Origin of the sequence: Synechococcus sp. CCAP 1479/10, from assembly GCF_019038515.1 — a bacterium.
GTDB lineage: Bacteria > Cyanobacteriota > Cyanobacteriia > PCC-6307 > Cyanobiaceae > Cyanobium.
The window spans coordinates 58989-71824 of sequence record NZ_JAFKRJ010000037.1; the positions used below are offsets into that span (position 1 = coordinate 58989).

The 12836-nt window shown below is 67.0% G+C and carries 17 protein-coding genes; 5 read left to right on the forward strand and 12 right to left on the reverse strand.

Annotation, left to right across the window (positions count from 1 at the left end):
- Window positions 1–4: 4 nt before the first annotated feature.
- From nusB to KUG39_RS13955, 3 genes are read right to left on the reverse strand one after another with little or no spacing between them, the layout of a single operon-like run.
- A complete protein-coding gene (gene nusB, locus KUG39_RS13945; RefSeq protein WP_094586340.1) occupies window positions 5–631 on the reverse strand; it encodes a transcription antitermination factor NusB in 627 nt (208 codons plus the stop codon).
- Window positions 631–1362 carry a DUF502 domain-containing protein gene (locus tag KUG39_RS13950; protein ID WP_015109897.1) on the reverse strand — a complete coding sequence of 244 codons (732 nt, stop codon included), beginning with the start codon at window positions 1360–1362 and terminating at the stop codon, window positions 631–633. The genes nusB and KUG39_RS13950 overlap by 1 nt, the downstream gene beginning before the upstream one ends.
- 51 nt (window positions 1363–1413) lie before the next feature.
- On the reverse strand, window positions 1414–2064 hold the full coding sequence (locus KUG39_RS13955; RefSeq protein ID WP_216915671.1) for an HpsJ family protein: 651 nt from the start codon (window positions 2062–2064) through the stop codon (window positions 1414–1416).
- Between the two features lie 39 nt (window positions 2065–2103).
- On the opposite strand from KUG39_RS13955, the gene queG reads away from it, so the two are divergent.
- From queG to KUG39_RS13970, 3 genes are all read left to right on the forward strand, one after another.
- Entirely contained in the window at window positions 2104–3075 is a 972-nt protein-coding gene (gene queG, locus KUG39_RS13960) for a tRNA epoxyqueuosine(34) reductase QueG (protein WP_216915673.1), read from the forward strand.
- A gap of 24 nt (window positions 3076–3099) precedes the next feature.
- Complete coding sequence (locus KUG39_RS13965; RefSeq protein WP_094586336.1) at window positions 3100–4014, forward strand: tetratricopeptide repeat protein; 915 nt, start codon at window positions 3100–3102, stop codon at window positions 4012–4014.
- A gap of 64 nt (window positions 4015–4078) precedes the next feature.
- The gene (locus KUG39_RS13970; RefSeq protein WP_216915675.1) at window positions 4079–6547 is read left to right on the forward strand and encodes a DNA gyrase/topoisomerase IV subunit A; all 2469 of its coding nucleotides are present in this window, start codon (window positions 4079–4081) and stop codon (window positions 6545–6547) included.
- On the opposite strand, the gene KUG39_RS13975 is transcribed toward KUG39_RS13970, so the two are convergent.
- The 7 genes from KUG39_RS13975 to KUG39_RS14005 all read right to left on the reverse strand — a co-directional run bounded on the left by KUG39_RS13975 (window position 6544) and on the right by KUG39_RS14005 (window position 10641).
- Complete coding sequence (locus KUG39_RS13975; protein ID WP_216915677.1) at window positions 6544–6726, reverse strand: DUF4177 domain-containing protein; 183 nt, start codon at window positions 6724–6726, stop codon at window positions 6544–6546. The two genes, KUG39_RS13970 and KUG39_RS13975, sit on opposite strands and share 4 nt — an antisense overlap.
- A complete protein-coding gene (locus KUG39_RS13980; protein ID WP_216915679.1) occupies window positions 6723–6935 on the reverse strand; it encodes a hypothetical protein in 213 nt (70 codons plus the stop codon). Before KUG39_RS13980 ends, KUG39_RS13975 begins: the two co-directional genes overlap by 4 nt.
- 107 nt (window positions 6936–7042) lie before the next feature.
- Complete coding sequence (locus KUG39_RS13985; RefSeq protein WP_216915681.1) at window positions 7043–7531, reverse strand: GNAT family N-acetyltransferase; 489 nt, start codon at window positions 7529–7531, stop codon at window positions 7043–7045.
- A 36-nt stretch (window positions 7532–7567) separates the two neighbouring features.
- The gene (locus tag KUG39_RS13990; RefSeq protein ID WP_216915683.1) at window positions 7568–8848 is read right to left on the reverse strand and encodes a 4Fe-4S dicluster domain-containing protein; all 1281 of its coding nucleotides are present in this window, start codon (window positions 8846–8848) and stop codon (window positions 7568–7570) included.
- 17 nt (window positions 8849–8865) lie between these two features.
- Window positions 8866–9492: a TetR/AcrR family transcriptional regulator gene (locus tag KUG39_RS13995; RefSeq protein WP_190612027.1), complete on the reverse strand. Its 627-nt coding sequence runs from the start codon at window positions 9490–9492 to the stop codon at window positions 8866–8868.
- Between the two features lie 71 nt (window positions 9493–9563).
- Window positions 9564–9872 carry an NIPSNAP family protein gene (locus KUG39_RS14000; protein ID WP_190612028.1) on the reverse strand — a complete coding sequence of 103 codons (309 nt, stop codon included), beginning with the start codon at window positions 9870–9872 and terminating at the stop codon, window positions 9564–9566.
- 148 nt (window positions 9873–10020) lie between these two features.
- A complete protein-coding gene (locus tag KUG39_RS14005) occupies window positions 10021–10641 on the reverse strand; it encodes an FMN-dependent NADH-azoreductase (RefSeq protein ID WP_190612062.1) in 621 nt (206 codons plus the stop codon).
- A 132-nt stretch (window positions 10642–10773) separates the two neighbouring features.
- Here KUG39_RS14005 and KUG39_RS14010 point away from each other — a divergent pair, with 132 nt between their 5' ends.
- Window positions 10774–11103 (forward strand): winged helix-turn-helix transcriptional regulator, encoded by a 330-nt coding sequence (locus KUG39_RS14010; protein ID WP_286194016.1) that lies wholly within the window; start codon window positions 10774–10776, stop codon window positions 11101–11103.
- Window positions 11104–11223: 120 nt separating this feature from the next.
- On the opposite strand, the gene KUG39_RS14015 is transcribed toward KUG39_RS14010, so the two are convergent.
- The gene (locus tag KUG39_RS14015) at window positions 11224–11802 is read right to left on the reverse strand and encodes an O-methyltransferase (protein WP_216915687.1); all 579 of its coding nucleotides are present in this window, start codon (window positions 11800–11802) and stop codon (window positions 11224–11226) included.
- 231 nt (window positions 11803–12033) lie between these two features.
- Here KUG39_RS14015 and KUG39_RS14020 point away from each other — a divergent pair, with 231 nt between their 5' ends.
- Window positions 12034–12573, forward strand: coding sequence for a DUF3592 domain-containing protein (locus tag KUG39_RS14020; protein WP_216915689.1), 540 nt, complete (start codon window positions 12034–12036; stop codon window positions 12571–12573).
- Between the two features lie 45 nt (window positions 12574–12618).
- Here the strand turns inward: KUG39_RS14020 and KUG39_RS14025 are convergent.
- Window positions 12619–12836: hypothetical protein (locus KUG39_RS14025; RefSeq protein ID WP_216915691.1), on the reverse strand; the 218-nt coding region annotated here is incomplete at its 5' end.

Sequence of the window (12836 nt, forward strand, 5' to 3'; positions counted from 1 at the left end):
CTGATCAGACCCGGGCGGCGGTGAAGCGCCGCAGCACGCCGTTGATCATGCGTCGCCCCTGCTCGTCGCTGTAGCGGTTGGCCAGCTCCACCGCCTCATTGCAGGCCACGGCGGCGGGGGTGCCGAAATCCTCCAGATCCACCACCGCCAGCCGCAGGATGTCCCGGTCGACCCGGGGCAGGCGGGTGAGGCGCCAGCCCTCCATCACCGCATCGATGCGGCCGTCGAGGGCTTCGCGGTCGCGCAGCACCGCCCGGATGCGGCCGATGGCGTCGCGCTGCACCGCCTCCTGGTCGGCCAGCAGCAGCAGGCGCGGCAGCTCCAGGCTGGCGGAGAGACGGTTGAGGGCGTGCTCGGCGTGGGTGAGGCCCTCCTGCAGGTGGCGCCGCACCGTCGGCAACTGCTTCTCCCCCTGGTCCTGCAGCTCGCTGTCGAGCAGCCGCTGCTGGGCCTGCTGGAGATCCTCGGCGGAACGGTCGAGGGCCTCACGCACGTGCTGGCTGAGGCTGGTGACGGCCTGCTGCAGCAGCAGATCGAAGGAGCCGGAGGGGGCCTCGGCGCCGCTGCCGCGGTCGCTGACCTGACCCAGCATCAGCAGGGCCAGTTCACGGGCAAGGGTGCGACTCTGCATCAGGAGGGTTGGGGGGCGCGCAGCTGGGCCAGCAGGCTGGCGAAGCTGCGGTTGGAGGTGGGTTCCCGCTCGTCGGGGCTGACGATGCCGGCGGAGATGATCGTGCGGAAGGCATCCTCGACGCTCAGCTCGATGTCCTTGACCAGACGCTCGGGCACCACCGCATACCAACCGGTGGTGGGGTTGGGGGCGGTGGGAATGAAGACACTGAGCATGGTCTCGCCGAAATCGGCCTGGATGGCCGTGCCCAGCACCCCGGTGACGAAGCCGACGGCATAGAGCCCCTCGCGGGGGTATTCGACCAGCACCACCCGCCGGAAGCGGGCGGAATTGCCCTGGAGGAAGGTTTCCAGCAGCTGCTTGAGGGTCTTGTAGACGGAGCCCGCCAGGGGGATGCGCAGCAGGGTGCCCTCACCGAACTCCAGCAGCCAGCGGCCGACGATGTTGCGGGCCATCAGACCGATCAACAGGATGCCGAGGAGCGGCACCAGCAGCCCCACCCCCAGGTTGATCAGGTCCTGGAGGAGGGGGTTGAGGGTGTTGAACGGGTTGAACTGCTTGGGGATCGACGTCAGGAAGGCCAGAACGAAGCGGCTCACCGTGGTGGCAAGCCAGATCGTGGTGGCCAGCGGAATGACCACCAGCAGACCGGCGATCAGATCGTTCTTGAGATCCTGCTGCAGCCTGTTGCCCAGGGGCTGATCGGAACTGGGACTACTGGATGGGACCAATGGATGGGGTCCGGAGGGGCGAAACCCTAACGGTAACGATCCACGGGGGTCTTACAGGACACTGCCGAGGCAAAGGATCGTGAAGGCGATGATCAGGACAACCGCGCCGAGGGATCCGCCGTAGCGGCGCTGGCTCAGGGTGACCTTGCTGGTCTGCTCGGTCTGCTTGAACTGGGTCTCGAGCTGGTCGAGCTGGCGATCGACGAAAGCCCGGGCCGACTGGGTCTTCTGCTCCTCGGTGGCGCCCGGGGGGACCTGGCCGGTGGATTCGGCCTGCTTGATCAGCTGCTGGAGCAGGGCGGGATCCTTGCTCTGCTGGCGGGCCATCTCCAGCTGGCCGCGCTTGGCGGCGAGCTGCTGGTCGGCCTGCTGCTGCATCTGCTGGTCACCGCCGAAGGCGATCGGCAGCGAAGCGGTCAGCAGCACGGCCAGCAGACCGCTGATGATGCAGACGGTCCAGAGGACGGGGGTGCGCTCCTCCGACGAGTCTTCCAGGCGGGAGGAGAGGTACATGAGCAGCAGCCCGATCAGACCCATCGGGGCCTGGCCGATCAGTCGCTCCACCACCAGCTGGCGGAAGGCCTCCTCCTGCCAGTCCCAGAGGGTGAGCACGGCGACCAGCTGCAGGACGAGCAGCACCACCAGGGTGATGCCCATCCAGCGCAGCAGGGGACTGAAGCGGGAGGAGGAAACGGCAGCCACTCAATGGAGGTCGGATTCGTGGGACTCTACCGGCAGCCCTTGAGCACGCCTTCGTCCCTTAGCGCAGTGGCGGCGGCACTGCGGGCCAGGGCCGAGGGGCTCGGCTTCGCGCCGGTGGGGCTGGCGGCGGTGCCGGGAGGCCCGCGGCTGCCGCTGCGCACGGCCGCCCTGGAGCGGTGGCTGGCGGCGGGCCACCAGGCGGGGATGGGCTGGATGGAGGATCCCCGCCGCCGCCGGATCGAGGCGCTTCTGCCGGGGGTCCGCAGCATCCTTGCTGTGGGCTGGAACTACCACGTGGCCCGGGAGCGCGCGCCGGGCAGCCTGCGGGTGGCCCGCTACGGCTGGGGCCGCGATTACCACCGGGTGATCGACGGCCGCCTGCGGCAGCTGGGGCGCTGGCTGGAGGAGGTCGCACCGGGCACCACCTGGCGCGCCTGCGTCGACAGCGCCCCCCTGCTCGACAAGGCCTGGGCGGAGGAGGCGGGCCTGGGCTGGATCGGCAAGAACGGCAACCTGATCCATCGCCGCCGGGGCTCCTGGATGCTGCTGGGCCACCTGCTCACCAGCCTCGATCTGCCCCCCGACCGCCCGGCCGAGCCCCTGTGCGGCGCCTGCACGGCCTGCATCGACGCCTGCCCCACCGGCGCCCTCGACGAGCCGTTCGTGGTGGATGCCCGCCGCTGCCTCGCTTACCACACGATCGAGAACCGCGACGAGGCGCTGCCGGCGGCGATCGCCGGGCGGCTGGAGGGCTGGGTGGCCGGCTGCGACATCTGCCAGGAGGTCTGCCCCTGGAACCAGCGGCCCCTGCCCGTCGCCACCGACAGCGACGTGCAGCCGCGCCCGTGGCTGCTGGATCTGCGCGGCGCAGAGGCCCTGGGCTGGAGCGACGAAGACTGGGACGAACGGCTGCGGGCCTCGGCCCTGCGGCGGATCCGCCCGGCCATGTGGCGGCGCAACATCCGGGCGGCCCTGACGGGCAGTTGGGGACAACGGGGGACGGCTCCCTAGGCTGGTGAGATTCGGGGTGATTCCGTGGGCCGGCGGTTCTGGCGACTGTTCTCCTCCCTCTGCCTGGCCATGCCGCTGACGGCCACCCCCCTGGTGGGCTACGCCCTGCCGGCACGGGCGCTGGTGCCGTTCGTGTATCTGCCGCAGGAGAAGGAACTGGAGGGGGCGGGGCTGGGCATCGCCCAGGCGGCGGCGCGGCTGCTGCGCCTCGGCCAGGCGGAGGATGCGGCCCGGCTGGCGGAACTGACGGTGCGGCTGCTGCCACAGGACCCCCGCGGCTGGGTGCTGCTGGCGGAGGCGGAGCTGCGCAGCAACCAGATGGAGAAGGCCAAGGTGGCCCTGGCCCGGGCCAAGGAGCTGGATCCCAACAACGCCGGCATCTGGTTCGCCGAGGGCTCCCTGGCCCTGCGGGACGGCAAGCCCCAGGACGCCATCGGCCTGCTGCGGCGGGGGCTGGAGCTGGACGGCAAGAACGCCGGTGCCTACTTCGACCTGGGCAACGCCCAGATCCTGCTGGGCAACACCCAGGAGGCCCTGGGCTCGTTCGAGCGGGCGTCGGGGCTGCGCAAGGACTTCTGGGAAGCGATCAACAACCAGGGGCTGGTGCTGTACGAGAGCGGCCGCGTCAACGACGCCATCGGCCGCTGGCAGCGGGTGCTGAAGATCAAGCCGGACATCGCCGAAACCTCCCTGGCCCTGGCGGCGGCCCTGTTCGAGCGCGGGCCGGCGGAGCGGGCCCAGGCCCTGAAGCTGGCCGAGACCGCCCTGGCGGAGGAGCCCAACTACGTCAAGGAGAAGTTCCAGAAGGAACAGCTCTGGGGGCCCAAGCTGCGGGCGGTGACCGCCCAGCTGCTGGCCCTGCCGGAACTGAAGGCGGCGGTGGAGCGGGCCCTGGCCAATGCCACCGACGGGGACGGGGTCAGCAGCGAGGAGTCCTGAGCCCGGGGGGCTCCGGGCGCCATCTGTAGGCTGAGCGCCCTGAGCCGCTGCCCCAAAGGACCGGATGCCGGACGAGCGCGTCCAACCGATCGCCCTGCATCAGGAGATGCAGCGCTCCTACCTCGAGTACGCGATGAGCGTGATCGTGGGGCGGGCCCTGCCGGACGTGCGCGACGGGCTCAAGCCGGTGCAGCGGCGCATCCTCTATGCGATGCACGAGCTCGGGCTGACCCCGGACCGGCCCTACCGCAAGTGCGCCCGTGTGGTGGGCGACGTGCTGGGCAAGTACCACCCCCACGGCGACCAGGCCGTCTACGACGCCCTGGTGCGGCTGGTGCAGACCTTCGCCAGCCGCCACCCGCTGCTGGACGGCCACGGCAACTTCGGCTCGGTGGACGACGACCCGCCGGCCGCGATGCGGTACACGGAAACCCGGCTGGCACCGATCGCCAACGAGGCGATGCTCGATGAGATCGGCAGCGACACGGTCGATTTCGCCTCCAACTTCGACGGCTCCCAGCAGGAGCCGACGGTGCTGCCGGCCCAGCTGCCCTTCCTGCTGCTCAACGGCTGCACCGGCATCGCCGTGGGCATGGCCACCAGCATCCCGCCCCACAACCTGGGCGAGGTGGTCGATGCCCTGATCGCCCTGATCCGCAAACCCGACCTGGCGGAGGAGAAGCTGCTGGCGATGGTGCCGGGCCCGGATTTCCCCACCGGCGGCGAGGTGCTGCTGGGCAGCGGTGTGCGCGACACCTACGCCACCGGCCGGGGCAGCATCCCGATGCGGGGCGTGGCCCACATCGAGGAGGTGCAGCCCGGCAAGGGCCGCCACCGCCGCGGCGCCGTGGTGGTGACGGAACTGCCGTACCAGCTGAGCAAGGCTGGCTGGATCGAGAAGCTGGCCGAGCAGGTGAACGACGGCAAGATCGGCGGCATCGCCGACATCCGCGACGAGAGCGACCGCGAGGGGATGCGGGTGGTGATCGAGCTGCGGCGCGACGCCGAACCCCAGAAGGTGCTGGAGGAACTGCAGCGGCGCACGGCCCTGCAGAGCAATTTCGGCGCCATCCTGCTGACGCTGGTGAACGGCCAGCCCCAGCAGCTGAACCTGCGCCAGATGCTGCAGCAGTTCCTGGAATACCGGGAGCTGACGATCATCCGGCGCACCAACCATGCCCTCAAGCGCTGCGAAGACCGGCTGGAGGTGGTGCAGGGGCTGATCAGGGCCCTCGACGACCTCAAGCGGGTGATCGAGATGATCAGCGAGGCGCGGGATGCCGCCACGGCCCGGGCCAGCCTGCAGGTGCACCTGGACCTGAGCGAACGCCAGGCCGATGCGGTGCTGGCCATGCCCCTGCGGCGGCTCACGGGACTGGAGCAGGAGGGGCTGCGCAAGGAGGCGGCCGATCTGGAAGAGGAGCGCACCCGGCTGCGGCACCTGCTCAACGACCGCGACACCCTGCTCGACACGATGGTCAGCGAGCTGAAGGGGCTCAGGAAGCGCTATGCCACCCCGCGGCGCACCCGGCTGGTGGAGGGGGGCGACGCCCTGGTGGCCCAGCGGGCGGCGGCGGTGCGGCCCAACACCGAACTGCAGCGGCAGCAGGCCTTCGAGGCCCTGGCCGGCGACGGCCGGCTGCTGATCCAGACCGACGGGGCTGTGCGGATCGTGACGCCCCAGATGCTGGGCCGGCTGCATCTGGATCAGGCGGCCGAGCTGGGCGAACTGCCGCCGCCGGCGCGGCTGATCCTGCCGGTGGCCGAGCAGCCGGCGTTGCTGGCCTTCAGCGCCGGCGGCAAGGTGGCCCTGCTGCGCTGGGAATTCGCCGGCCAGAACCCCGGCAAGCTGGAGCGCTTCCTGCCCGACAGCCTGCAGGGGGAGACGGTGGTGCAGGTGCTGCCCTTGCCGCAGCCGCCGTCGGGAAGTATCGGGCTGCTGAGCACCGACGGACGCTTCAAGCGGCTGCCGATCGAGGATTTCCTGGAGCTGTCGGGCCGGCCCGCCACCGTGCTGAAGCTGAAGGAGGGGGTGGCCCTGCAGCGGGTGGTGCCCTGCCGGGAGGGGGAGGATCTGGTGGTGGCCACCAGCACCGGACGGATGCTGCGGCTGGCGATCAACGACACCAACCTGCCGGTGATGGGCCGCACCGCCCAGGGGCCGATGCTGCTGCGGCTGCTCCCCGGCGAACGGGTGGTGGGGGCGGCGCGGGCGGCGGCGGGCGGCGACGTGCTGCTGGCCAGCCGCCGGGGCCAGGTGAAGCGGCTCCAGATCGAGAGCCTGCGGCCCTGCCAGCGCGGCGCCATGGGCCAGATCGGCCTGCGCTTCCTGGAGCGCGACGACGCCCTGGTGGATCTGCAGGCCGGCGACGCCGGTGTGATCGGCGTGACCCTGGAGGGGCCCGAGGGCCGCAGCCTGCGGCTGGGCGCCGACCAGCTGGCAGCGGAGGACTGCGGCGGGTCAGGCGTGGCGCTGGAGCTCAAGGCCGGCGATGCGGTGCGAGAACTGGTGCCGCTGCTCAACGGGGCCTAGGCCGGCCGCCGGAAGATCAGCACGTGCTCGGTGGCCGTGGCGGCGGGGTTCTCCACGAAGATCTGAACCAGATCCCAGCCCCGGGCGGCATGGTCATGGATGGCCTGTTCGTATGGGGATGGATCGATCTGGCCGGCGGTGTAGGCCACCGGAACCCGAAGGAAGGTGTAGGTGTTCATCGAGAAGCCAGCCGAGCGACCTGTTCGGCCATGGTGACGGAGCCGTCGTCACCGCCGATGTCTGCGGCGATGCTGCAGAGATAGGTGACTGTGATCGTCTCGCTGTAACCGTCGGGGTCGCCGCAGGCCAGGTTGTAGGCCTGGATGCGCTCCCGCAGCCGCTGCAGGGCACCATCCAGACCCCAGTGGCGAACGTAGTGAACGCCCACAGCAAGATGGGCGCGGTGAGTCCAATTGGCACGCGGAAGCGACAGGGCTTCGAAAGCGCGAACCAGCCGTTCGATCTCGGCGTCATCCCTGAGGGGGAGCTCCCGTTTCACGCCCCCAGTTCGATCCGCATCTCGACCATGGTGGGGCGCAGTCCGGCGCGCTCGAACAGTTGCCGGGCGGCGGCATTCTGCGACGACGCACTGAGCATCAGGCTGCTGGAGCCCAGGGCGAGGGCCGCCTCCTTGGCCGCCTCGAGCAACCGGCGGCCGATCCCGCCGCTCCTGGCCTCGGGATCCACGTAGATGTCGTGCAACCAGGCTCCAGCACGGCGAATCTCCACCAGGCTCATGGGCTCCATCCGCACGAACGCATAGCCCACCGGTTGTGAACCGGCCTCGGCGATCAGCAGCACAACCTCCGGACGCTGGAGCTCCGCCTGGAAGAACGCCGCATAGGCGCCCTCGCCACCCGGCGGCGCGGCAAAGCGTTCGCCATCAAAGCCAACATGCAGCTGCGCGAGGGCGAAGCCGTAACGGGCCAGCAGCGGCAGGTCGGCGTCTGTCGCTCGGCGCACTGTCAGGAGCGGTTCGTGCACACAACCTCGCCACAACACGGGCCAACGTGGCACACGTCAGGTCCGGGCGGCTCCCCCGGCCCCCTGCCGACGTTCGAGCAGGGTGCGCATCAGCTCCTGACCCTTGCCGGGTGTGCTCCAGGGGCAGACCTCGATGCAGATGCCGCAGCCGCGGGTTTCGGCGAAGTAGGGAACGCACTTGTCGAAGTTCACGTACCAACGGCGCTCGCCGCGCACCAGCTGCTTCTCGGGGAAGAGGGCATGGGGCGGACAGTTGGTTTCGCAGATGCGGCAGTGGGCGCAGAGGTCGTCGACACCGATATCCCTGGGTTGATCCACGGCCAGCGGCAGATCGGTCAACACGGTGGCCAGGCGAACATTCGAGCCGAATTCGGGCGTGATCAGCGAGCCGTGCTTGCCCAGCTGGCCGAGCCCGGCCTGGATCGCGATGGGGACATGCAGCACCTCGGTGCTCGAACCCGGCGCCAGGTTGGTGGACGCCTGGGCCGGATAGCCCAGGGAACGGATATGGCGGGCCAGCAGGATCGCCACCCGATTCACGGCCAGGTACGTCTCCATGATCTGCCGATTGGAGCGTTCGCTCGGGGTGTGGAGCATCTCCTCCCGGTCCATCGGCACCGCAATCGCGATGGCATGGAGGAATTCGGGCGAGGAATCGTGATAGCAGAACTCCGGCCGCAGCCAGGTGATGCCCACCAGGCCCGCGCCGCAGTGCTTCGCCATCGCCTTGATCCAGGCGGAGGCCTCCAGGGGATCCGCCGGCGCCGTGGTGCGGCGGGCCACGGTTCCCACCCGGCCATGGTCCTGCCAGAACATCCGCACGATCAGGCGGTGGATCGCGGTGGGCTCCATCACCTGGAAGTACCAGTCGAGCTTGCCCCAGGCACGCCTGTAGGAATCACCGAAGAACACGTGGTCGGGCCGGCGCGCCTGAGCCTCCCCCAGGCCATTGATCGTGTTGCCGGAGATGGGTGGCTGGCGATAGGCGAAGGGGTAGGTCGTCGGTGGATACTCCACCTTCATGAACCGCGCCCGCTTGCGGACCAGGCCGGGATTGGGCGTCAGGTCCGCGGCCACGAAATCGAGATGGTCGAAGCTCTGGCTCTGGGGCGGGCCGGGCATGTCCTCCAGCCAGATCAGCTCACCGTGGCGGATCCGGCGTTGCTGCCACCAGCGCAGCAGGGGAAACACCGTATGGGTGGCCAGGGCCACGGCGATGGTGAAGGCCCTGAGTCTGGCCCCGAGGACCCAGAGCCGGCGGCGATCGGAGAGGGCGTCCGCCAGGCTTGCGGGAGGAAGGAATTTGTGGATGGCCATGGCGCTCTGACGGCGGCTCAGGAGTGGATGGGTTCGTCGCTCCGCAGCGGCCCGGAGCCCTGGCCGGCCAGAAAGGTGTGCACACAGGCCTGGCTCCAGGCCCGGGGATTGGGGAAGGGTCGCGCCGTCAGGCCGAGCAGGGCACGAACGAAGCCGAAGCCCTCCCACAGACCCAGGAGTTGCTCGGCCAGCACCGCGGCCCCGAGGGCGGAGCTCAGGTAGCCACGGTCGAGGCCCTGCTGGATCAGCTGGGCCAGGTCGTTCTGGGTGCGCCCGTAGGCGGAGTCGTAGAAGTCGGCCGCCAGCCCCGTGCTGCCGCGGGCCTCCTCGAACATCAGCTGGGCAAACCGGATGATGTCGGCCTGGTTGAGAAAATCCAGCAGGTTGGCGCCGTACTGCACCAGCGCCGCGTGGAACGCGGCTTCCGTCGCCACCGCAACGGGAACCCCCTGCTCAAAGCCATCCACCTCCGTCTCGACGACGGCGCGCAGCAGGGCCTCCATGCTGGGGAAATGCTTGTAGAGCGTCGCCTTCGAAACCGAGGCGGCACGCGCCAGGGCATCGGTGGAGACCCTGGCGAAACCATGCTGAAAGAACAGCTCCCGGGCGGCCGAGAGAAGGCGGTCACGGGGTGGCGCGGCCATGGACAAGGGAGTGTCCAACGGGATGTACGGTACCGTACCGTACTAGCGATCCGGATGGGGCGCAGACGGCCTCAGGGCCCGAAGACGGGGCGAAAGAAGCTGCGCTCATAGCTGATGATGCAGCGGGTCTCCTCCGCATAGCGGAACGCCGCCTGACACTCCGGGTCGTCCAGTGAGCTGCTGCGATAGGTCTCGTAGCTGGCCAGGCTTGGAAAGGAAAACAGGGCCAGAGCGACGTTGCTGGCGCCCTCCGACGGGAGGAAATACCCGTGATGCTGGCCTCCGTACTTCTCAACGAGCGGAATCCAGCTCTTGCCGTAATGCTCGAATTCCTTGAGCTTGTAGGGATCGATGATGTAGCGGAGGTAACAGGTGATCATCCAGGGTGCCAGGCACAACAGGGGCCGTCCGATCAACGATAGGCGCTCCTGTGAGGGAGAATTTCGACGTCCCCTGGCTTGAACCCTCTGCCGATCCTTCAGGAGCAAGTCTGCTCAACCGTCCGCAGGATCGGGGTAGTGAGTGGCGCTACCAACGACCCACGAATTCCTGCAGCCTGGATTGGGCGGCCTCCAACCCCCTTCTCTCGGCATCGTCACCAAGGTCCAGGCCTTCGGCGTGGATGAAAGAAAGATCCGTCACCCCCATGAATTGGAACGCGTACCGCAGCGCAGGCTCGAGGCAATCCCACCCTTCAAAAGGCGAGCCTGGGCCGTAAGCAACACCGCGAGTCGTGATGAAGACGACCTTCTTCCCCTGGGCCAATCCTCTGAACTGGCCTTGATCAAGGGTGAAGGTGCGTCCCACACGGACGACCTGGTCAATGTAGGCTTTGAAGTTGGATGGCATTCCAAAGTTATACATGGGCACACTGAAGACACAACGATCCGCTGCCAGAAACTCATTGACCAGATCATCGGAGAAGGCAAGCTGCCCAGCCATCTCAGACGTCATGGCTTCTGGGGGTGTGAAGTCAGCGGCGATCCACTCTTCGGTGATATGGGGAACCGGCGTCATCCGTAAGTCCCGATACGTCACAACATCATCAGGATGTCTGTCCAGCCAGGCATTCATAAAGTCCCGAGCCAACAGGCGAGACCTGGCGCGTTCACCCCGTGGACTGGAATCAACATGCAAGATGATTCCCATGGCTTCAGCAAGTCTGTTGCTCAACAGCCAGACACTAAGCCAGTCACTCGCCAGCGTAAAGTAGCAACCAGAAAGTAACTAGTTACCAAAAGGAAACCAGTGCGCCCCATGACTGAGCCCAAGTGTTGCCCGTTGGAAACCCTGTTGAAACAGATCTCCGGCCAATGGACGCTCTATATCCTCTGGGTTCTTGACGCCAATGGTGCCCTTCGCTTTGGAGAACTGAGGCGACGCGTGGATGGCATCTCCACAAAGGTGCTGACCGAGCGATTGCGGCTGTTGGAGTCGATCCAACTCGTCCACCGACAACACCAACCCACCATTCCACCTCAGGTGACCTACACGCTGACAGAACGCGGCAAGGAGCTTTCAGGAACCCTTGATCACCTCTATGCCCTGGCGGTGCGCTGGGAGAACGATCGTGCCAAAGGTGTGGCTGACACCAAGATGGCATCCCTCTAATCACCCTCTCAACCCGGCGAGCATGGCCTCGGAGCTGGGACGCGAGGCGAATCCATCCATCACCCGGGTTGGCTGCTCCACCATCCCCCCAACTGGGTGAGGTCCGTGCTGCACGAAACCTCAAAGCCGAGTGGCAACGATGATGCCACTCGCCCATGACAGCTTGGTCACGTGGAATCTGGTGTCGGAGACGAGCTGATGGATTAAGTCGTCGACTTTGGAGGCATGGCCATCAGGCCAGTTGGCCTGCGGAAGCATATCGTCAATGATGTAGAGGCCACCCTTGCTGAGCAACTGTAGGGTTTGATCAAGCAACCGATACTTGCCAGACCATGCGTCCGCAAAGATGAAGTCGTACTGGGCATCCCCCTGCGACTGCAGGAACGCATCGCCATCGGCGCAGACGATCTCCAGCCGAGGATCCGAGCCAAGGTGCTTGTCGAGAATCGCGAGGAAGCACGCGTCATTGTCCACAGTCGTCAAAGACGACGTCTGATCCATCCCATCAAGAATCCACGCCGTAGAAAGACCCGTTCCCGAGCCCAGCTCCAGAAAGCGACCGGACGGCTTTGAAGCGGCCAGGGTCCTCAACAGCGAGCAGGTCAATGGGTCTGAAGCCATCGAAAAGCCTGACGCCACCGTGTCATGCCACAGGCCCTCCATGGACCTGGGTTGTTTCAGCTTCTCCTGGTCGTTCATCGCACGACCTTAATCGATGGCTACCGATGGCGTCATCCAATGTCTTCGCGTGATTGCGTCGGATGGGACTGGGCCTGGATCGCAGCGATACCTTCAAGGTCAACGATGAACACCGCTGATTCAACCATCCTCGACGACCGGGAAAATCGGCTAGTCGCCATCTGCTTCTCAGCAGTCACCTGGACGGAGAGTCAGGCCAGGCGGGGGTGGTTCAGCTAGGCTCCCACCATCATGCGTGTGCTGCAGGCTGCATTCATTGCGGTGGTTCTTGGCTTGATCCTCGCCACCACTCTCGGGGGCGGGGGATTCTTACTGGTGCGCAACGTGCCGATGATCGTCGAGGGATGGCAATCACGGTCCTGGCCTGCAGTGGTGGGGGAAGTGAAGAAATCGGAGGCGGTGGCTAAGCCCATCATCATCGATTCAAGGCGGGGCGCTGTAGGAACCCATGTCGTGCGGCTGCACTACGCGTTTACCGTGTGGGGGCGCACGTACTCAGGCACGCGCCAAAGCCTTGACGACGTGGGAATCATCAAGAGCGCTGAGGTGGCTCAACGCGAGGCTGAGTCCTTACCCGTAGGTCGCCCTGTACCCATCTTCTACGATCCCCGCGACCCCAGCAGGTCGCTGCTGAAACCGGGGGTACCGGTTTCCGGCGTTCTGGGAAGCCTCTTCGGCGCCATGCTGGTGGCCACCGGTATGGCGCTGGTCGCGATCGGACTGCATCTGCACTCGTACCATGCCAGGCGTCGCAGAAAGCGGCAGGCCTGAAGCCAGCTTTTCAAGGGCTTCACCCCCGATTCGCTCAAGTTCCCTTCACCTGGGCCTGGTCCCCGTGACCACCCTTCGACCCACCACCACGGTGACGAAAAGTAGAAAAGCAGCCAGCAGAGCGTTGAGCACAAAGAAAAAGAAGAACGCGATCGGATTCGCACTGATCGTGTAGGTGACGTGGACCCCGAAAACCGGTCCAGGGTGAATGAGAGTCTTCAGCCGGCCAGACTGGGCCGGGGACTCGACCATGAAACGCACCA

Coding starts and splice junctions, on each gene's coding strand:
- nusB (WP_094586340.1), bottom strand. CDS start 631: ATGCAGAGTCGCACCCTTGCCCGTGAACTGGCCCTGCTGATGCTGGGT.
- KUG39_RS13970 (WP_216915675.1), top strand. CDS start 4,079: ATGCCGGACGAGCGCGTCCAACCGATCGCCCTGCATCAGGAGATGCAG.
- KUG39_RS13975 (WP_216915677.1), bottom strand. CDS start 6,726: ATGAACACCTACACCTTCCTTCGGGTTCCGGTGGCCTACACCGCCGGC.
- KUG39_RS13990 (WP_216915683.1), bottom strand. CDS start 8,848: ATGGCCATCCACAAATTCCTTCCTCCCGCAAGCCTGGCGGACGCCCTC.
- KUG39_RS13995 (WP_190612027.1), bottom strand. CDS start 9,492: ATGGCCGCGCCACCCCGTGACCGCCTTCTCTCGGCCGCCCGGGAGCTG.
- KUG39_RS14000 (WP_190612028.1), bottom strand. CDS start 9,872: ATGATCACCTGTTACCTCCGCTACATCATCGATCCCTACAAGCTCAAG.
- KUG39_RS14005 (WP_190612062.1), bottom strand. CDS start 10,641: ATGGGAATCATCTTGCATGTTGATTCCAGTCCACGGGGTGAACGCGCC.
- KUG39_RS14015 (WP_216915687.1), bottom strand. CDS start 11,802: ATGAACGACCAGGAGAAGCTGAAACAACCCAGGTCCATGGAGGGCCTG.
- KUG39_RS14020 (WP_216915689.1), top strand. CDS start 12,034: ATGCGTGTGCTGCAGGCTGCATTCATTGCGGTGGTTCTTGGCTTGATC.